Raw genomic sequence first — 20,580 nt, forward strand, 5'->3', positions numbered from 1 at the left:
CTATTTAATTTGTGCAATAAAATGAGTACAGACACTACAGAAAGCGTTCAACCACCTAAAGGAAAACCGAAATGGCTACGTGTTAAATTACCAACTGGTAAAAAATACACGCAGTTACGTGGTTTGGTTGAAAAATATGACTTAAACACCATTTGCACTTCTGGCAGCTGCCCTAATATGGGTGAATGTTGGGGAGAAGGCACAGCTACATTTATGATTTTAGGTAACGTTTGCACAAGATCATGTGGTTTTTGCGGTGTTCAAACCGGTAGACCAGAGAATGTAGATTGGTCTGAACCTGAAAAAGTGGCGCGCTCAATTAAAATTATGAGCATCAAGCATGCTGTAATTACTTCTGTTGATAGAGATGATTTAAAAGATATGGGATCCATTATTTGGGCGGAAACAGTTAAGGCTATCCGAAGAATGAATACTACCACCACACTTGAAACTTTAATTCCTGATTTTCAAGGAATTGAACGTCATTTAGATCGCATTCTTGACGTAGCACCTGAAGTGATTTCGCATAATATGGAAACTGTAAAAAGGTTGACAAGAGAAGTTCGAATTCAAGCTAAATACGAAAGAAGCCTTGAAGTACTTCGATATTTACGAGCCAACGGCGCAAGCAGAACCAAATCAGGTATTATGTTGGGCTTAGGCGAACAAGAAGGCGAGGTAATTCAAACGCTTGAAGATCTTAGAAATGCGAATGTAGATGTAGTAACTATTGGCCAATACTTACAACCATCTAAAAAGCATCTTCCAGTTAAGGAATTTATACTACCAGAACAATTCAAGAAATATGAAGAAATAGGACTTGAAATGGGATTCCGTCATGTTGAAAGTGGTGCCTTGGTGCGTTCATCTTACAAAGCACATAAGCATATCAATTAGACCTTAGCGTAAAATTATTTTAGAAACTTCAATCGAATCCATTCCAAATGAGCGAAATTAAAATTGGTATCAATGGTTTCGGAAGAATTGGCCGTACCTTATTTAGACTACTTCAAAAGCATGAGCACTTAAAAGTAGTTGCGATTAATGACTTAGCCGATGCTAGAACATTAGCGCATTTGCTTAAATACGACAGTATTCATGGGGTTTTTGACCATGATATCACTCATATAGAAAATCAAATAATTTTCAACAAGCGGCCAATTGCACTTACAAATCATAATAGTCCAGATAAAATTGATTGGTCAACAAGTGACGTTGACATTGTTGTAGAGTGTACCGGTAAATTTAAAACTAAGGCTGTTTTAGAACATCATATTACCAATGGCGCAAAAAAGGTAATCTTATCAGTACCTCCGGTAGAAGATGATATAAAAATGGTAGTTTTTGGAATCAATGAAAACATTATTTCCATAGAAGATAATATTGTGTCATGTGCTTCATGTACAACAAATAACGCGGCACCAATGATTAAAATCATTGATGATTTATGTGGTGTAGAACAAGCATACATTACAACTATTCATTCATACACATCGGATCAAAGCTTGCACGACCAACCTCACAAAGATTTACGGCGCGCCAGAGCAGCCGGACAATCAATAGTTCCGACTACAACAGGAGCTGCCAAGGCTTTGACAAAAATATTTCCAAATCTAGCTGAATCTATTGGCGGTTGTGGCATTCGAGTACCAGTACCGAACGGATCATTGACTGATATCACTTTTAATGTAAAACGAGAGACATCTATTGAAGAAATTAATCGAACTTTTAAAAAATATTCGCTTAATGAACTAAAAACCATACTTTTATATACAGAGGATCCAATAGTATCTGTCGACATAAACAATAGTTGTCATTCTTGTACGTTTGATTCACAGATGACATCAGTTATCGGTAAAATGGTCAAAATAATCGGTTGGTATGATAATGAAACCGGTTATAGCAGTAGATTAATAGATTTGATTAATATGATGGTCTTGAAAAATTACGTTTGAAAATTAATTCATTACATATTCAATTTCGGTTGCCATTAATTATGGCCTGTCTTTTTATTGGGCAAATGTTTTTTGCTCAAGATTCAATTCCTGAAAAACCTTTAGACGTATATCTTGATGAAGCTCGTTTATACAGCAATCAAGATAAAATTGATTTGGCAATTCTTTCGCTTCAAAATGCAGCCAAAGTTGCAGAGAAAAATGAAGATGTAAAAGCGCTGATCGATTGCTACCACAAGTTTGCCATTGTTTACCTTAGACTTGACAAAGAAGACACTACACTATTTTATTGGGACCGCGCAAAAGCGTTGCTAAAAGATATTGAATACCCGTATGGTAACGCTATACACAAATATATTGAGGGGGTTATTGAATTCAAAAATGAAAAAAGTTTTCAAGCTCGATATTTATTAGATGAGGCAAAACAACTGAATAACGACCGTAATATGTTTAACAACATACTATTGGTTGAAGGCAATATTTTTCTAAATCAAGAGAAATATGATGATGCTCAAAAAAACTTCAACTCTTTGGTTATCAATACCGATATCTATGAAAAAGAGTATTTAGCCACTAAAGCGCATATAGGCCTATCTAAAGTATTTATCAAAACAGAAAAGCACAAAGAAGCTTCAGACAATGCAGAAAAGGCCTTAGCAATGGCCCAAAAACATGGTTTCTTTAAAGAAATTTTTGAAGCCAATCAATTGTTAGGTATAACCTATGAAAATCTTGAACTATTTGATAAAGCCTTAATTAGTAACAAAAACCTACTAGGCTTACGCGATTCAATATTTAATATTGATAAAATTAAAACTGAAATGAAGGTTGCAGATAAGGTTCAGTTTGATTTTATGGGCGATCAAATTAAACTTCAGGATCAAAAAATAGAAGAATTAACGGAGTCGCAAAACAGGTCCGAATTAACAGCAATTGCGACCACTGCTTTTTTAATGATTATTTCATTACTAGCAATTTCATTGTATCGAAACAATCAGATTAAACTTAAAACGAACGACCTATTACAAACCAAGAATAACGAATTACAAGTAGCTCGTGATGAAGCTGTACAGGCTATGGAAGCCAAAAGTAATTTCTTATCAACCGTAAGTCATGAATTGCGAACCCCATTGTATGCTGTTACCGGTCTAACGCACCTGTTGTTAGAAGAAAATCCGAACGCTGAACAAAAAGAGCATCTAAAAGCCTTAAAATTTTCTGGCGATTATCTTTTGAACTTTATTAATGACATTTTACATATTAATAAAATTGATGCTGATAAATTAGAACCATTAAACATTGAGTTTAATCTAAAAAAGGTTTTAAAAGAGGTAATTGACTCTTTGAAGCAAAGTGCGAATGAAAACCATACTAAAATCGTACTTGATTATGATGAAAGTATACCTTCTCATTTAATGAGTGACCCTTTAAAATTGTCGCAAATCATTATGAATTTAGTAGGCAATGCTTTAAAATTCACTAAGAATGGTGAAGTTAAAGTAATTGTGAAATTGCTGAAGAAAGTTGAAGAAGACGTTTCTATTTATTTTGAAGTTTCAGATAATGGAATTGGTATTTCAAAAGAAAAACAAGAAAGTATTTTCGAAGGATTTGAACAAGGTTCTATTCAAATCAACCGTGAATATGGAGGTACCGGTTTAGGCTTAACAATTGTAAAAAGTCTTTTAGGTTTATTTAATAGTAAAATTGAACTGCGCAGTGAACTTGACGTTGGTAGTGCATTCTTTTTTGAGTTAAATATTAAAAGTAAGGATAGCATTATTGATGATATTCCGTTTGAAATGACCCCTAAAGACTACGAGTTTGAAGGTTTACATATTTTAATTGTAGAAGACAATAAAATAAACCAGGTCATTACCAAAAAAATGCTCACCAAAAAAGGAATAACCAGCGACATAGCTAGCAATGGGTTTGAAGCTGTTGACTTGGCCGGAGCCAATACATATGATGCTATTTTGATGGATATTCACATGCCAGGCATAAGTGGTGATGAGGCAACGATTAGAATTCGAAAATTTGACCCTTCAACACCTATAATAGCCTTAACTGCGATTTCTTTAGATGATAGTCTAGAAGTATTCTACGCAGCCGGATGTAACGATGTTGTTACCAAACCTTTTAAACCTGAAGTTTTTTACCAGAAAATTGGTGAAAATATTTTTGACAATAAAATCAAGAATTCAGCTTCGTAATATTTTTCAATTCTCCTAATAATAGTGCTTTACCACCATCAATAAATTTGTGTGTGATTTCAACATATGCCAATTTTTGAACCTTGCCTTGAAGACGAACAAAATCTTTTTCTGTAGTTAAAACAAACTCTTTAGAATTTAGATTTTCTATTTCATTGGTGCTAAATGCATGATGGTCTTTAAAGCTTAGGTGCTCAAAATTTAATTGCTTTTCTTTTAAATAATGAACCAATGGCACTGGGTTGGCAATACCAGTTACAAGCGTAAAATTAATAGCGCTAATTGATTCAAGCGTTGCATCAACAACCCCACCTTTAAGTATGTTTCCATAATCCAAGTGTGAAAATAATACTTTCTGATTCTTATTAGGATTAAGACTTTTTACCACCTTATTTCTTTCTTGCTCTGATAGGTCAATAGGGCACTTTGTAACTACAATTATTTGGGCTCTTTTTGCCTGATTTCTGCCATCTCTTAATGTGCCAAACGGAATAAAATAATCTTCAGAATAAAGTTTATCAAACGCCGTCAATAAAACCGAAAAAGTTGGTTCTACCTTTCTATGTTGAAAGGCATCATCTAAAATTATTACATCTGGTTTTATCTCACTTTGAAGGTTTCTAATACCATTCTTACGATCGGCATCAACCGCTAAAGTAATTTGCTTAAACTTTTTATGAATTTGGTACGGTTCATCACCTAATGATTCAACTGTACTATTGCTTTCTGCCAACACATATCCTTTTGAGGTACGTTTATATCCCCTACTCAATACAGCAACCTTAAAATCATCTTGTAAAGCAGCAATTAAAAACTCAACCATTGGCGTCTTACCTGTGCCCCCAAGGCTTAAATTACCTACACAAATCGTTGGTGTTTCAAATGATTTTGATTTGAAAAGACCTGTATCGTAAAAATAATTACGTACATGAATAATCAATCCGTAGACAAAAGCGATAGGTAAACTAATAATTCTAAGCAGTATCATTATGACGAAAATATAATATTTAACTTTGGAATGATATTTTTTCGATATGATAGTTAAAGAAGTTACTAATATTTTAGAAGAATTAGCGCCATTGGCGCAAGCAGAAGATTTTGACAACGTTGGTCTTTTAGTTGGCAATTCATCACAAAAGGTTACTGGTATACTAGTCACCTTAGACACACTAGAAAATGTGATTGACGAAGCCATAGCACATAATTGTAACCTTGTAATTAGTTTTCATCCAATAATTTTTTCAGGCTTAAAGAAAATTACTGGATCTAGTTATGTAGAACGAGTAGTTATAAAAGCCATTCAAAATAATATTGCTATCTATAGTATGCACACCGCCTTAGATAATAGTTCTAAAGGTGTAAATGCAAAAATCTGTGAGACGCTAGAGCTAGTGAACACTCAAATATTAATGCCGCAAAAAGGAAGCATTAAAAAGTTGACAACATATGTTCCAAAAGATGATGCCAATAAACTCAAAAATGCATTATTCAATGCAGGTGCTGGCAACATTGGCAACTATAGCAATTGTAGTTTTACAGTTGATGGAACAGGTAGTTATAAGGGTGGAGAAAACAGTAAACCAGTAAAGGGTGAAAGTGGTAAATTACATTTTGAAGAAGAAACTCAAATCAACGTCACTTTTTCATCAAGTAATCAACCGAAAATTTTACAGGCACTTTTTCAAAATCATCCCTATGAAGAGGTAGCTTATGAGGTGTTTTCACTAGAAAACAAGAACCAAAACATTGGCATGGGAATGCTAGGTGAGCTTGTAAAACCTATGAATGAAAGTGATTTTCTTTCATTTGTAAAGCAAAAAATGAATGTTTCTGTGATTAAGCACTCACAATTATTAGGGCGAGAAGTCAAAAAAGTAGCAGTTTTAGGCGGTAGTGGTGCATTTGCCATTTCAGCCGCTAAGTCAAACGGGGCCGATGTTTTCATCACTTCTGACCTAAAGTATCACCAGTTCTATGAGGCAGAAAATGAAATGGTAATTGCTGACATCGGACATTATGAAAGTGAGCAGTTTACAAAAAACCTTTTAGTTGACTATCTTACGGAAAAAATTCCTAATTTTGCAATCCGTTTATCGGACAGTAACACCAATCCCATCAAGTATTTATAAATATGGCAACAAAAAAGGCAGAAGCTACAGTAGAAGATAAGCTTAGAGCATTATATGATCTTCAATTGATCGATTCAAGAGTAGATGAAATTAGAAATGTCAGAGGTGAACTTCCTTTAGAAGTTGAAGATCTTGAAGATGAAGTACTTGGTCTTAAAACTCGTATGGACAAGCTTAAAACTGATGTAGAAACAATAAATTTTGAAATCGGCGCTAAGAAGAATCTAATTGAAGAAGCCAAAACTTTGATTAAGAAGTATACTGAGCAGCAAAAGAATGTTAGAAATAGCCGTGAATTCAATTCAATTTCAAAAGAATTAGAATTTCAAGAATTAGAAATTCAATTGGCTGAGAAAAACATCAAAGAATTCAAAGCACAGATTGAGCAAAAGAAAGTAGTTATTTCTGGAACAAAAGAAAAACTTTCTGAGCGTGAGGCACATCTTAAGCATAAGAAAAGTGAACTTGATGCAATTTTAGCTGAAACTGAAAAAGAAGAAGCAGCATTATTAGCTAAATCAGCTAAGTTTCAAAAAGATATAGAAGAGCGTCTTGTTACAGCATATGTAAGAATTCGTGAAAATGTAAAGAATGGTTTAGCAGTTGTGCCAATTGAAAGAGGTGCTTCTGGTGGTTCTTTCTTTACTATTCCTCCACAAGTACAAGTTGAAATAGCTTCTAGAAAGAAAATTATTACAGACGAACACAGTGGTCGTATATTAGTGGATCCCGTTTTAGCTGAAGAAGAGCAAGCAAAAATGGAAAAAATGTTCGCTAAGCTATAAGTAAATTAACTAACTCAAAAAAAAGCCATCTTTACGGATGGCTTTTTTTTTGCTATAATTTAAAGGTATCTGAAAATAGAAACGAAGTTATTTTAATAAACTTAAAATATTTTGCTCCACTTCTTCACTATCCCATTTTGATTCAATATCAGGCATTTGCATCACTTGCATCATAATTTTCTCTTGCGCATCGCCAATAGCTAAAGCTTCTACATAAGGTCTTTCAGAGAATGTCACTCTTGAATAAGCGGGTATCCATTTATCAGGATACTTTTTAGCAAACCGTTTTTCAATTTTCTTTTGTAGTAAAAACTTGGGGTTACTTGTTTTACTACTCATTTCAATAAAATTGCGATAACTAAGTTCTGCAATAGCATCAGCATTTGGCTTACGAGCTTCTTGATAATTACTAAAAACGCTATTCCAATCATCACCGTGCGTTAACATCATCTCGTTTAAGACCGAAATATCTTCAAAACCTGCATTCATACCTTGACCATAAAAAGGGACCACAGCATGCGCTGAATCACCTACAAGAGCTATTTTATCCCAATACGTCCAAGGATAGCATTTCATAGTCACTAAAGCACTCGTTGGATTTTCAAAAAAATCATCAGCTAAATCTTCAATTACCTGCATCACGTTCGGGAAATATTCGGTAAAAAAGGTCTTTGCATCACTTTTGGTTTGAATGCTTTCAAAAGAAACCTCTCCTTCAAAAGGCATAAACAACGTACACGTAAAACTACCATCTAGGTTTGGCATAGCAATAAACATGAATCTACCTCTTGGCCAAATATGAAAAGAATTCTTATCGAGTTTATGCGTACCATCTGCGTTTGCCGGTATCGTTAATTCTTTGTAGCCAACGTCAATAAAATCTTGCGAATAATCAAATCGGCTTCTACGTTGCATTTTATGACGAACTCTTGAGAAAGCGCCATCACAACCAAATATAATATCATAATTATAGGTCTTCCACTCCCCTTTTTCGGTTTCACCAGTAAACAGTTTAGCTTCAGGAAGGTCTACATCCCATACTTTTTCATTAAACTTAAATACAGCTCCAGCCTGTTCAGCAAGGTCTATCATTCTTCGGTTTAACACACCTCTAGAAATAGACCAAATAGCCTCACCTTCTTTACCATATGGTTGAAAATACATTGGCTTACCAACAACATGCATTGCACGTTTATCTAAGGGAATCGCTATTTGTTTAATTTCATCTTCAAGGCCAACCTCACGCAAGGTTTTCCAACCTCTATTGCTCATTGCTAAATTAATTGAGCGCCCAGAAAATTCGATGGTTCTGATATCAGGCCTACGATCAAAAACTGTAACCTGATGCCCTGCTTTTTTGAGATAAATAGCCAATAACGAACCCACTAGACCTGAGCCAATAATTGCAATATTCTTTGAAGTTTGGGTCATTTTTTAATCAAATGTGGAAAATAAGTGAAGTAAAAGTAATGAATTTCTTCACGTCTACTTAACAGATTACTAACATCTGTTAGCGACATTTAAAACGTATATACTAATGAACATTCCGCGAGAGCGCCTATATATATTCAAAAAAAAGTCCTTCACATATAAATTGCGAAGGACTTTTAGATTTATTAGGCATTTAAATTATTCTAAGATACCGTCTACTATACCGTATTTAATCGATTCTTCTGCATTCATCCAGTAGTCACGATCAAAATCTTTAAGCACCTTTTCAAATTTCTGTCCGCAATTATCGGCCAAAATTTGTGCGCTTAATTCTTTAGTTTTTATAATCTCTTGTGCTTGAATTTCAATATTTGAAGCTTGCCCTCTTGCACCACCGCTTGGCTGATGAATCATAACTTGTGCATGAGGCTGTATAAATCGTCTTCCTTTTTTACCTACAGAAAGTAAAATAGACCCCATTGAAGCAGCAAGACCAGAACAAACTGTAGAAACCGGACTCTTCAATGATTTTATTGTATCGTACATTGCAAAGCCAGATGTTACATAACCACCAGGACTATTAATAATTAGCTGAATCTCTTTATTATTCAACATATCAAGATAAAGCAGTCGATCAATCACATGTTTTGCAGAATCATCGTCAACCATTCCCCATAAAAAAACTTTACGTTCTTCTAAAAGCTTCTCTTCAATGGCTTGCTGTACTTTTCCTTTTTTTGTACTCATATTTATTTTTTGATAAGCATCAAAATTACGTAAATAATCGATAGGTATAAAGAGGAGACTTTCAATCTATAAAAAAGAGTACAATTAGCCTGTTTATTTGCAATACATCTATAGTTTTAAAATGGTTTAACCTCGATTACGCCATTTTTTGAGTTAAATTAAAAGGTTTAAACACAAGGCATCTATTTAAATAATTCGAATAGCATTCTTTATTATTAAAATGCCCTATCAATTTAATTCACTAAAAATATAAGACGTTCTCTATCAAGTTTTTATTCTTCATATAATCTAAATTCTTATTTTTGAAAAAAACAGTGTCATGCGAAAATTAGTTTCTTATTTTTTATTAGCAACAATTGTACTTTATAGTCAAAACATAGTAGCTCAAGATCAAAACATTCTTGAAAAAGTTGCTAATGCACATGGATTTGAAAATTGGAGCAAGGTAAAAGAAATCAAATTTACTTTTAATGTCGACAGTGATGGCACGCATTCTGAACGCACATGGGTCTGGTTAACTAAAACCAATGACGTAACGGCAACTATTGATGGTGAGACATTAGACTACAATAGAGCTAGCATGGATAGCACAGCTTATAAAGTTAATGGACGTTTTATAAATGACAAATTTTGGTTATTAGCCCCTTTTCAACTGGTATGGGACCGCAATAACATTACACATAAACATACCGTAAAATCTACTGCCCCTATTGCAAAAAAACCGATGCAAAAATTAACTATTGTTTACGGTAATGAAGGAGGTTATACACCAGGTGATGCCTATGATTTCTATTTTGAGGATGACTATGTTATTAAAGAATGGGTATTTAGAAGAGCTAATCAACCTGAACCTTCTATGATAACAACATTTGAAGACTATGAGAATATCAATGGATTGAAAATTGCAAAATCTCACAAAAAAGCAGATGCTGATTTCAATTTAAATTTCACTGGACTTTCTGTAAACTAGTGTGCTTTCTTTTTCCCGAGAATAAAAGTTGACAACAGTACTAAAACTGAACACCCCAAGAGCACCACAAAACTAAGTGTAAGCGAAGCGCTATCGGCTAAAAAACCTAATATCGGCGGAGCAGTTAAAAAACCTAAATATCCAGAACCAGCAATAAAGGCAACACCTTGTGAAGAATCAATACCTTTTACATTACCTCCGATTCTAAACAACTCTGGAATAATTACCGAGAAGCCTAAACCAATTAATCCGAAGCCTAAAATAGCTAAATACGTTTGTGTGCTTAACACTGCGAAATAACCAACAATAGCAATACAAGATCCAAAAGCTACTATTTTAATAGAACCTATTTTTTGACTGATACTATCACCCAAAAATCGACCGGTAGTCATTGTAATTGAAAAAACTAAGAATCCTGCTCCCCATAATTTTTCTGGGGCAATGCTAACTTCTTTTAAATACAAACCACTCCAATCTACAATTGCACCTTCACCACCCATTACCATGAATGAAACAAGCCCAATTACCAAAAGTGGTTTGAACAATTTTAAGCTAAAAGCCTCTTTTTCTACAGGTGCAGCTATTATATGAACATACTTTTTATAAAACACAAAATTGACGATGAACACTAATGATATGGCAATAATCATGTGTAAAACTGGATTCCCTATCAAAGCAATCAAGAAAATTCCTAGTCCAGCCAGAACTCCCCCCAAACTAAAAAAACCGTGGGCTGCGGACATAAAATTTTGTTTGTCTTCTTTTTCTATTTCTGTCACCAATGTATTCATAGCAATATCAACAAAACCATGAGTAGCACCAAAAACAAATAAGGCAGCCATTAAGGTATAGTAATTTGGTGCAAGCAGCGGCAAAACACCTGAAAAGCAAATTAAAAGAACTCCATACCAGGTAGCCTTACCTACTCCTATTTTATTAATGATTTTTGCTGCCACGGGAAAAATAGCAAATACACCTAAAGACAAAAAGAAAATAGCGATACCAAGTTCAGATTTGTCAATAGCTAGTTTTTCTTTCACCATTGGAATATAAATAGCCCACGTGCCGAATAGTATATTTAAGCTAGTAAAAACCCATGCAGGTGCAAAATACCGAGGATTTGAAAGTATAAGAAGAAGGGACTTCATTTGAAATTGATTACGGTACGCTTAAAACAATTGATTTAAGTATAAATCACTTTTTAATCCACCAACTTGAGGCTGGTATAGTTTCTCCTAAAACAATAGGTTCACCAATTTTTGGCGTTGCCAATTGTACATTTAACTCAGCAGCTTTTTTTGACACACGCTCAGCGGGCTCTTGCCATGGGTGGAGTCCTAATTTAAAGGCTCCCCAATGAATAGGCATTAATATTTCACTTTTAAGATCTATACTTGCTTGTACTGTTTCTTCAGGCATCATATGAATTTCTGCCCATTGTTCATCATATTGACCACATTCGAGCATAGCAAAATCAAAAGGACCATATTTATTCCCTATTTCAGAAAAACTGGCATCATAACCAGAATCGCCTCCAAAGAAAATATTATTAGTACTTCCTTTTATCACCCAAGAACACCACAAAGTACTAAATCGATCCGTTAGTCCCCTACCTGAAAAATGCCGTGCTGGAGTAGACACTAAAGTAATTCCAAAGAAGTCAACTTGCTGCCACCAATCCATTTCAGTGATTTTTTCAGCTGCAACACCCCATGACGTCAAATGCGCACCAAGACCTAACGGCACATAAAAATGAGCAACTTTAGAATCTAAATTTTTAATAGAACCATAATCAAGATGATCGTAATGATCATGAGAAATTAAAACAGCATCAATATTTGGCAAATCATCTATTGCCATTGGTAAAGTATCATTAAATCGCTTTGACCCCAGCATTGGGTGCGGAGAAGGCACAGATCCCAACATAGGATCCAAAAATATTTTTTTACCATCTATTTCTAAAAGTAATGCTGAATGCCCAAACCAAGTCAACCTAGTGAGTGAATCTGGTACATTTTTAAAATAATCTTTTGGTAATTTCTCAACAGGTATTGACCAATCTGGCACTTTATTACCATTAGTAAAAAAACCAAGCATAGCACCCCAATCTGTTTTTGTAGCTACGGCAGTTTCATATACATTTTGAAATTTACCACCCTTAAAATTTTCTGACTTTTCAATTATTTCTTTAACGGTCCCTTTACTTTTAGCACCAAATTCAGGTGAAGTATAAATAAATATAATTGCAACAAGCACCACAATACCAATAATTGTAGCAATAACAGATAGTATCATTTTTAGAAATTTTTTCATTGAAATTTTATAAACCTATTTTTCTGCAAGTATTCCGGCTTTTAGAATTTGCCCGAAACGATACATATCTTCATACGAACAATAAAGTGGCACGGGTGCCAAACGGATAACATTAGGCTCTCGCCAATCAGGTATTACACCATTTTCCATTAAATAATTAAATAAGGTTTTATCATGCCCATGAAGAAAAACAGATAGTTGACAACCTCTGTCATTAGGCGTAATAATTTCAAAAGAACCGTTTACCTCTTTGGCAATTTCTTGTAGAATAAATTCTAAATATCCAGTAATTTTATTCCGCTTTTCTATTAAAGCAGGCATTCCTATTTCTGAAAACATTTCTAGCGAAGCTAAATAGGGCGCAAGTGACAAAATTGGCGGATTACTCACTTGCCACGAATCAGCACTTTCTGTTGGTTCAAATTCAGGTTTCATTAAAAAACGTGTTTTCTTATTGGTACCCCACCAACCTTCAAATCGCGGAATATTTTTATCGCTTAAGTGCTTTTTATTCACGAAAATTCCTGATGCATTACCAGGCCCACTATTCATATATTTATAACTACACCAAGAGGCAAAATCAACATTCCACTCATTTAGTTTCAATTCAATATTACCAGCTGCATGTGCTAAATCCCAACCAACATTTGCACCAACAGCTTTACCAGCATTGGTTATACTTTTCATGTCAAAAACTTGACCATTGTAATAATTAACTCCACCTATTAAAACCAATGCTAATTCATCACCTACTTCATTAATCTTCTCAAGTACATCTTCTGTATGCCAAATGTTTTCACCCTCTCGCTTTTTCACTTCTACTAGAACCTCATCAGGGTCAAGACCATGAAATTTCACCTGACTGTGCAACATATATTGATCAGATGGAAAGGCTTTTTCTTCACATATAATTTTGAATCGCTTTTTTGTAGGACGATAAAACGAGACCATTAAAAAATGTAAATTGACCGTCAAAGTATTCATGACACAAATCTCTTCAGGACTTGCCCCAACTATATTAGCTAGAGGCTCAGCAAGTCTTTCATGATAATCCCACCAAGGTTTTTCTGCATGAAAATGACCTTCAACACCCAATTGTTGCCAGTCGGTCATAACTTCATCAATATATTTCCGAGTTCGCTTTGGTTGCAAACCAAGAGAGTTACCTGTAAAATAAATCACATCTTTACCAGCAACTTGCGGAAAATGAAATTCATCACGGTATTTTGAAAGTGAATCTTGGGCATCAAGGCCACGAGCAAATTCTATAGAATTTTGAAAAGTCATGTACTAAATTTGTGTAAAAATACGCATAATGGCATAGAAAATATCACCGTTTATTAGTCCTCCAAACGCATTTCAATTATGTGTTTTTTAAATCCAACTTTTTCATAAGCCTTTATCGCATTTTCATTTTCTTCATAAACTGTAAGCCTGATTTCTTTTAAATTCTTTGCAATAGACCAAGCTTTTAAACCATCAATTATTTTTTTATTCACCCCTTTACCTCTACTTTCTGGCGCAGTAAACATAAAACCCAAATAAGCATACTTTTCAAAATTCAGATAAGCCTTTGCTGTTTTAATTTGCGCATAGCCCGAAGCAATCAACTCTCCTAAATATTCACCAACCAAAACTTCAGCATCCTCAGAAATAATCATTTCACGTAAATCATAATAACTAATAGGATCTTCAGCTAAAGTTGGATCAAAAGGTCTTTCAAAGGCTATAACTCCTTGCTCAAAATTTAAAAGTGCAGGTAAGTCTGCTACTGTTGCTTTTCTTATTAAAACTTCTTCCATAACCACTAGTTCATTTTTCAAATTTCAAGGTAGTTTATAAATCTATATTTTTACAAAAATTTGCAGATGCATTTCTTATCACCTTTACTTGAAAATTACATACAAAATCATTCTGAGAATGAACCTAAACTTTTGCAAGAACTCACGCGCGAAACACATTTAAAAGTCATTCAGCCCAGAATGATAACTGGGCATTTTCAAGGCAGAGTTTTGAGTATGCTTTCAAAGATTATCAATGCAAAAAACATATTAGAAATAGGTACCTACACAGGCTATTCAGCACTTTGTTTAGCTGAAGGATTACAAGAGGACGGTACATTGCATACTATTGATGTAAACGAAGAATTGAATGAAATGCAACGTCGGTATTTTGACAAAAGCAATTATGGAAGTCAAATAATTCAACATACAGGCAATGCATTAGAGATAATACCAAAATTGGATTTGGTTTTTGATCTTGTTTTTATTGATGCTGAAAAAAAAGATTATCCAAATTACTTAGAAGTTGTTTTAAAGAAAGTAAAAAAAGGAAGCATAATTTTATCTGACAATGTGTTGTGGTCAGGCAAGGTAGTTGAGCCATTAAACCCCAAAGACAAAGCGACAAAAATACTTCTAGATTACAATAAAAACCTAAAGGAAGACCCTCGTTTTGAAACAGTATTACTGCCAATTAGAGATGGCCTTACGGTATGTAGGGTGCTTTAAATTTTTGATGCATTCTGTAAAATACAAATGCAAATAAGACACCAACTAGAGCACCAACTAAAATATCACTTGGGTAATGCACACCGAGATAAATACGACTTGACGAAAAGAGTATTGGGTAAAGCCATACAAAATGTATGAATCTTGTTTTTTTTCGCAAAAACAAAACGGCCAAAGTTGCTATACTAAAAGAAAAAGCTGCATGCCCAGAAAAGAAACTAAAATTAGAAGGTTCATGCACAATGCGAATCAATTGGTTGATACTTTCATTATTATTAGGTCTTAGGCGCCCAACAAAATGCTTAGTCGTATAAATTGTAGGCTGTAAAATTACCAGCATTGATACATAAGAGAGAAGCATCCATACCCCTTCTTTAAATGAGCTCTTCCAAAAAAGTAATGCTATGAGAATTAAATATAATGGAATCCACGGCGGGAATTTTGTTATGGTTTGCCAGAAAACATCATGCGAATCTGTACCAAGATTATTGAGAAATATGAAAATCTCTCGATCCCAATCGAGTAGTTTCTCTAGCATAGTGAAGTTTACTTGCGTTTTATTGTACCCGTAACATCATCAACGCTTTTCTTAACGCCATCAAAGCCCTTTTTAAGGTCGTCAGAAATTCCCGAAGTTAAATTGTCTTTCACATCAGTGATATCTTTCTTGATATCACCAATAAAACTGGTATCAATACCTTGCTTATCGGCACTCTTTTGAATCTCTTGCTTAATATCTTCTGTAGCATCTTTAAGTTGACGCATACCCTTGCCTAATCCCTTGGCAATACCAGGAATTTTATCAGCACCAAAAACCATTACCACAATAAACATGATAAAGAATATCTCGCCGCCACTTATGAATAAAAAATGCATTAAAAACATAGAGACAAATATAATGAAGTTTAAATAGAAAAAACCTGTCAAACTCTCACCTTAACAAAAAAATTGTAGTGAAATAAATCTAACAGGTTTCTCGAACGAAAAGGGAATTTAAAATTATCCTTTCACTTTTTCTTTGAACTGGTCAAAATCAGTCTCTTGCTCCTTTTTTGGCCACGAATTATTGGTGGTATCAATATCAGCAGTTTCCAATTTTGGATCAATAACAATATTAGTAAGTTCTGATTGTGATGAAATTACCAAATTCACTTCTTTGTCATTTTTTCTCCAAATCTCAGCCGGATACGTTATATTTTTCTTAGTACCATCAGCATAGGTGTACTCCACAATAATTGGCATTGGAATACCACCTGGTTTATCAAAGGTTATTTCATAAAAATACTTTGGTTCTTTAACCGCATTTCTTTCAGCTTCGGTCATATTATCCATCATAAATTCTTTCAAATTTTGTGATGATTCTGATGGTGCTTTACCTTTAAGAGCTGGATCAAAATTATCAGCCTCCTCATCAACCAAGTATACGAGTGGTAATAAATCAGATTCCTTTAAGTTATTAGCAGCCATATATTCCTGCATTTTTTTATTTGGCCTATCACTTACAAAATACTTTTTGATTCCTTTGACACCTATATCTACATAATCTGTAGTATAGAACCAACCTCTCCAATAATAATCTAAATCAACAGCTGAAGCGTCTTCCATAGTTCTAAAGAAATCTTCTGGTGTTGGATGTTTAAATTTCCAACGTTGCGCATAGGTTTTGAAAGCATGATCAAAAAGCTCGCGCCCCATAACAGTTTCTCGAAGTATATTAAGTGCAGTTGCGGGCTTACCGTATGCATTCGGACCTAATTGATATACATTCTCAGGGTTTGACATAATAGGCGCAAGGTTGCTTTGGTCCCCAGCCATATAAGGCACTATTTTCTCTGGCGCACCTCTTCTTGAAGGATAAGCCGTATTTGGCGCTATAGCTTCAGGATACAATTCACCAAACTCTTGTTCAGCCATATATTGCATAAAAGTATCTAAACCTTCATCCATCCAACCCCATTGGCGTTCATCAGAGTTCACAATCATTGGAAAGAAATTGTGACCTACTTCATGAATAATAACACTAATCATTCCGTATTTAACACGATCAGAATATGAACCATCTTCATTTGGTCTACCGTAATTCCAGCAAATCATTGGGTATTCCATACCTTGATTTTTAGCATGTACTGAAATTGCTTTTGGATATGGATAATCAAATGTATGTGACGAATATGACTTTAAAGTAAGTGCTACAGCTTTAGTAGAATATTCTTCCCATAACGGATTTCCTTCTTTCGGATATAATGAAACTGCCATTACATCACGGCTACCCAATTTAACGTTCTGCATATCCCAAATAAATCTTCTTGAGGTTGCAAAACCATAATCACGAACGTTTTCTGCTTTAAATCTCCAAGTCTTTTTCTTCTCTGAAAAACCTTTCGAAGCTTCAATTGCTTCCTCTTGTGTCACTATAAGCACAGGCTTGTCATATGACTTTTTAGCTTGCTCGTAACGTTTCATCATTTCCTTAGAAAACACCTCTTTTCGGTTTTGAAGCGTACCGGTAGCATCAAGAATATGATCCGCTGGCACCGTTATATTGACTTCATAATCACCAAAATTTAATGCAAACTCGCCATTACCCCAAAACTGATGATTTTGCCATCCTTCTACATCATTGTAAACCGCCATTCTAGGAAAAAACTGAGCAATTACATACGCACGATTACCATCAGCAAATTCTTCGTAGCCAGATCTAGCGCGATTTACGGTATGATCAGGTATATTATAATTCCACTTTATTGAGAAGGATATTTTTTCTTTACTTTTTAATGGTTCTGGTAAGTTTATACGCATCATTGTAAAGTTGATTGTATGCGATAAAGGTTTACCTGAGGCATCTTTCACTTCTTGAATTACAAAACCACCATCAAACGGTTCAGTTAAATAATTGCTGGCAAAGGTGCTTGCTTTTTCTGCAATTGGCACTCCCCCACCATTTTTCAGTTTTGCTTTAGAATCTTTGGTTCTTATGTTTTGATCCAATTGTACCCAAAGAAATTCTAAATCGTCAGGAGAATTATTAATATAGGTAATGGTTTCATTACCACTAATTCTATGATTCTTATCATCAAGCTCAACATTTATAACATAATTTGCTTGTTGTTGATAATACTCATGTCCTGGAGCACCTGAAGCCGAACGATAGCTATTGGGCGTTGCGAACTCTTCATAAAGTTGTTTGAATCTACTCTGGTTTACATGACCAGGTTCTTTTACTTTTGGTGCTTCTTGATCCTGTGCAAAATTCACTGCACTGATAAGAAACAATAGTGTGGTTAAACAGTATTTTATCTTATTCATTTCTGTCTTTAATTATTAATCTTGGAAAATTAATGGATTTCTAAGGATTTGTTAATATTGCGTTACAATTTTAACATTCCTTTATCATTATCCTTCATCAGTACAAAGCTCTTTTTTTTATCATTTATCTTGAAATGAAGAATATTCTGTTGCTCATCAAAGAGGTCTGTAAGCAGTTTATTTTGTATTGAAATTGACTGTAATTTTGTCAATTCGATATTAGTTACTTCTATATAAAGGATAGCAACATCGTTGTCGTATTTTTTACCAAGAAATTGATATTCATTGAGATCCCCATTAATTTCTACTATAAACTTTTCTCTGAAATACTTTTGAATATAAGCGGCAGCCGCATCTGATTCATTTTCAGTTGCTAATTTAGCATCAAGACCATAACGCTCTTTGAGTAAAGCCTCAAGGTCATCAATAAATATTCTTGAAGTGATTTGTATGGAACTATATTTTTCAGAATAAGTAACATTTGTGACACTCACGTAAAACTTATGAATAACTGTAAAAGAAAAAAGTGGCAGTAATAAAATAATTAAACCACGCTTAAAGACTTTCATATATTTTTCAATTTAACCTGACTATAAATGACAAATTTTATGCCAATAATTAATGTACTTTGCGGATTTAAACTTTAATCTAATTCGTTGTTTTTACGATAGACCACACTTTTTTTACGCAAATATTCCCAAATTTTTAAATGGTCATGCGTATCAACCACGGCCTGAAAATACGCATCTACCTCACAATAGTACATAAATGCACTGATTTGATCCTCAGGAATTTTTAAATCTGAAACAAAAAGTGAATCAACGTAAAACGCCCTAACCCTTTGTGTACGGCTATATACCGAATTTCGCTTCACCCTTTTTTTCAACATTTTAGTCCGTCCGGTTATGGCATTTATCAAGGGATCGATACTCATAAGTGGGTTGGCTGTAGCAGCAAAAAGTACACGTTCTGCCTTGCTTGGTAATTTCACATAAGCATTGGGTAAATTTAAGGTAGAAGCCGTAATAATTTTACCAGTATTTAGATTACCCGCATCACGAGATAAATCACCTGAAAGATTATAGGGGCGCACAACTACTTCTGATAATTGCGTGAGCGCGTCATCCATATGAATTTGAAATAATTCTTGTTCAAGAATATCTAGCGTTACTAGTATTTGCTTTTGCTTAAATTGAACGGCAGAAATAACTAGTGTATCAAACAGTTTAACAGGAATCTCAAAAAAACCATCAATATCAGTAATGGTAAATCTATTGCTTGAAATGTTTAAAACATGCGTAGCAGCCACATCACCATCGTCACTATAAACACGACCTTGCAAATCAGTATGAAATTGATTTTGAGCACTTACAATAGTGGTCATTGCTAAAAAGATGGCAAAAAGAAGGTTATTTATCCTCATCCATTTGGGTTCGGTATTCCCTACTTTGATTTACAAGAAAATCTAACAATTGAAATTCATTGTCTTTTTTCAACAATGTTTTTTCATCCATAGTGGCATCCACATAATATAAAAAATCTTCAATTTTTTCTTGTGGTAATTTTAAATCGAGCACAAAAAACTCATCATTATAAACTTGTCGTAAAATTTCACTAGGCTTTAATTTTGGTACATTTTCTTGATCCTTATCTTTACCAATAGCCATTAAAGCTTTAAATATATTTACAAAATTAATTCCGTCTTTCATACCTCTTTCAGCCTGAGATAGCGATATATTCTCTACCTCGGTAGCACGGTCAATTTCATATTCAACTTCTTTAAATTTTTCACTTTGTGCTTCTAAGAACTTCTCTTTGTCTTCAGGCGAAATAACAACCTCATCTAACTCAGTTACTTTTTCATTGACTTCAACAACCAATCTGTTATTTGCTATCATATCAGCAGTAATAGTAATAACCTCTAACTCATAATTTACCGCTGTAAAAGCAAGCTCATCACCCACCTTCACATTTATAGCAAATTGCCCGTTATCATTAGTGATTGTTGCCATTTCTGAAGTAACATTAATTACGTTTTCATTGGGTACATTTACATTTCTGTACAGTACCTGCCCACGTAATAATGTTCTAGTATCATCTTGTGCAGAAATACTAGTAAAACCAATAAGAATTAAAAAAATGTAAATCTTTTTCATATGCATTAAAGAAAAAACAAGTTTGGTTCTTAAAAAAAAGTAAGCAACTAAACTTTTGTTAATTT

At 34.2% G+C, this 20,580-nt stretch carries 20 protein-coding genes; 7 read left to right on the forward strand and 13 right to left on the reverse strand.

Annotated features, from left to right (window positions below; all coding sequences use genetic code 11):
* Positions 1-21: 21 nt before the first annotated feature.
* Genes lipA through JQC67_RS17940 form a run of 3 tightly spaced genes read left to right on the forward strand, consistent with a single transcriptional unit; the run spans position 22 to position 4,168 of the window.
* Entirely contained in the window at positions 22-897 is an 876-nt protein-coding gene (lipA, locus tag JQC67_RS17930) for a lipoyl synthase (RefSeq protein WP_203254281.1), read from the forward strand.
* A gap of 47 nt (positions 898-944) precedes the next feature.
* A complete protein-coding gene (gene gap, locus JQC67_RS17935) occupies positions 945-1,955 on the forward strand; it encodes a type I glyceraldehyde-3-phosphate dehydrogenase (RefSeq protein ID WP_203254282.1) in 1,011 nt (336 codons plus the stop codon).
* Positions 1,952-4,168 (forward strand): ATP-binding protein, encoded by a 2,217-nt coding sequence (locus JQC67_RS17940; RefSeq protein WP_317198382.1) that lies wholly within the window; start codon positions 1,952-1,954, stop codon positions 4,166-4,168. The genes gap and JQC67_RS17940 overlap by 4 nt, the downstream gene beginning before the upstream one ends.
* Here JQC67_RS17940 and lpxK read toward each other — a convergent pair.
* The gene (gene lpxK, locus JQC67_RS17945; RefSeq protein ID WP_203254283.1) at positions 4,149-5,156 is read right to left on the reverse strand and encodes a tetraacyldisaccharide 4'-kinase; all 1,008 of its coding nucleotides are present in this window, start codon (positions 5,154-5,156) and stop codon (positions 4,149-4,151) included. The two genes, JQC67_RS17940 and lpxK, sit on opposite strands and share 20 nt — an antisense overlap.
* A 46-nt stretch (positions 5,157-5,202) precedes the next feature.
* On the opposite strand from lpxK, the gene JQC67_RS17950 reads away from it, so the two are divergent.
* Both JQC67_RS17950 and JQC67_RS17955 read left to right on the forward strand, forming a co-directional pair.
* A complete protein-coding gene (locus tag JQC67_RS17950; RefSeq protein ID WP_203254284.1) occupies positions 5,203-6,297 on the forward strand; it encodes a Nif3-like dinuclear metal center hexameric protein in 1,095 nt (364 codons plus the stop codon).
* Between the two features lie 2 nt (positions 6,298-6,299).
* A complete protein-coding gene (locus JQC67_RS17955) occupies positions 6,300-7,082 on the forward strand; it encodes a zinc ribbon domain-containing protein (protein ID WP_203254285.1) in 783 nt (260 codons plus the stop codon).
* Between the two features lie 87 nt (positions 7,083-7,169).
* Here JQC67_RS17955 and JQC67_RS17960 read toward each other — a convergent pair whose 3' ends face one another.
* Both JQC67_RS17960 and JQC67_RS17965 read right to left on the reverse strand, forming a co-directional pair.
* Positions 7,170-8,513, reverse strand: a complete 1,344-nt coding sequence (locus JQC67_RS17960; protein ID WP_203254286.1) for an FAD-dependent oxidoreductase — start codon at positions 8,511-8,513, stop codon at positions 7,170-7,172.
* A gap of 198 nt (positions 8,514-8,711) precedes the next feature.
* Entirely contained in the window at positions 8,712-9,260 is a 549-nt protein-coding gene (locus JQC67_RS17965; protein WP_203254287.1) for a ClpP family protease, read from the reverse strand.
* Between the two features lie 319 nt (positions 9,261-9,579).
* Between JQC67_RS17965 and JQC67_RS17970 the strand changes: the two genes are divergently transcribed.
* Positions 9,580-10,230, forward strand: coding sequence for a hypothetical protein (locus JQC67_RS17970; protein ID WP_203254288.1), 651 nt, complete (start codon positions 9,580-9,582; stop codon positions 10,228-10,230).
* Here the strand turns inward: JQC67_RS17970 and JQC67_RS17975 are convergent.
* Genes JQC67_RS17975 through JQC67_RS17990 form a run of 4 tightly spaced genes read right to left on the reverse strand, consistent with a single transcriptional unit; the run spans position 10,227 to position 14,366 of the window.
* Positions 10,227-11,378 (reverse strand): MFS transporter, encoded by a 1,152-nt coding sequence (locus JQC67_RS17975; RefSeq protein WP_203254289.1) that lies wholly within the window; start codon positions 11,376-11,378, stop codon positions 10,227-10,229. The genes JQC67_RS17970 and JQC67_RS17975 overlap by 4 nt on opposite strands.
* Before the next feature lie 46 nt (positions 11,379-11,424).
* Positions 11,425-12,543, reverse strand: a complete 1,119-nt coding sequence (locus JQC67_RS17980; protein WP_238934903.1) for an MBL fold metallo-hydrolase — start codon at positions 12,541-12,543, stop codon at positions 11,425-11,427.
* A 15-nt stretch (positions 12,544-12,558) separates the two neighbouring features.
* Positions 12,559-13,830: a kynureninase gene (kynU, locus tag JQC67_RS17985; protein ID WP_203254290.1), complete on the reverse strand. Its 1,272-nt coding sequence runs from the start codon at positions 13,828-13,830 to the stop codon at positions 12,559-12,561.
* A 53-nt stretch (positions 13,831-13,883) separates the two neighbouring features.
* Positions 13,884-14,366, reverse strand: a complete 483-nt coding sequence (locus JQC67_RS17990) for a GNAT family N-acetyltransferase (protein ID WP_317198383.1) — start codon at positions 14,364-14,366, stop codon at positions 13,884-13,886.
* A 45-nt stretch (positions 14,367-14,411) separates the two neighbouring features.
* Here JQC67_RS17990 and JQC67_RS17995 point away from each other — a divergent pair, with 45 nt between their 5' ends.
* Positions 14,412-15,053: an O-methyltransferase gene (locus JQC67_RS17995; protein WP_203254291.1), complete on the forward strand. Its 642-nt coding sequence runs from the start codon at positions 14,412-14,414 to the stop codon at positions 15,051-15,053.
* Here the strand turns inward: JQC67_RS17995 and JQC67_RS18000 are convergent.
* From JQC67_RS18000 to JQC67_RS18025, 6 genes are all read right to left on the reverse strand, one after another.
* Positions 15,031-15,591 carry a phosphatase PAP2 family protein gene (locus JQC67_RS18000; protein ID WP_203254292.1) on the reverse strand — a complete coding sequence of 187 codons (561 nt, stop codon included), beginning with the start codon at positions 15,589-15,591 and terminating at the stop codon, positions 15,031-15,033. The two genes, JQC67_RS17995 and JQC67_RS18000, sit on opposite strands and share 23 nt — an antisense overlap.
* A gap of 8 nt (positions 15,592-15,599) precedes the next feature.
* Positions 15,600-15,929: a Sec-independent protein translocase subunit TatA/TatB gene (locus JQC67_RS18005; RefSeq protein ID WP_394369468.1), complete on the reverse strand. Its 330-nt coding sequence runs from the start codon at positions 15,927-15,929 to the stop codon at positions 15,600-15,602.
* 123 nt (positions 15,930-16,052) lie between these two features.
* Positions 16,053-18,359, reverse strand: coding sequence for a M1 family metallopeptidase (locus JQC67_RS18010; RefSeq protein ID WP_203254294.1), 2,307 nt, complete (start codon positions 18,357-18,359; stop codon positions 16,053-16,055).
* A gap of 62 nt (positions 18,360-18,421) precedes the next feature.
* Positions 18,422-18,928, reverse strand: coding sequence for a DUF6702 family protein (locus JQC67_RS18015; RefSeq protein ID WP_203254295.1), 507 nt, complete (start codon positions 18,926-18,928; stop codon positions 18,422-18,424).
* 74 nt (positions 18,929-19,002) lie between these two features.
* Positions 19,003-19,782 (reverse strand): hypothetical protein, encoded by a 780-nt coding sequence (locus JQC67_RS18020; RefSeq protein WP_238934905.1) that lies wholly within the window; start codon positions 19,780-19,782, stop codon positions 19,003-19,005.
* Positions 19,769-20,515 (reverse strand): peptidase associated/transthyretin-like domain-containing protein, encoded by a 747-nt coding sequence (locus JQC67_RS18025; RefSeq protein WP_203254296.1) that lies wholly within the window; start codon positions 20,513-20,515, stop codon positions 19,769-19,771. Before JQC67_RS18025 ends, JQC67_RS18020 begins: the two co-directional genes overlap by 14 nt.
* Positions 20,516-20,580: the final 65 nt, after the last annotated feature.

The organism is Aurantibacter crassamenti, from assembly GCF_016811105.1.
Classification (GTDB): domain Bacteria; phylum Bacteroidota; class Bacteroidia; order Flavobacteriales; family Flavobacteriaceae; genus Aurantibacter_A; species Aurantibacter_A crassamenti.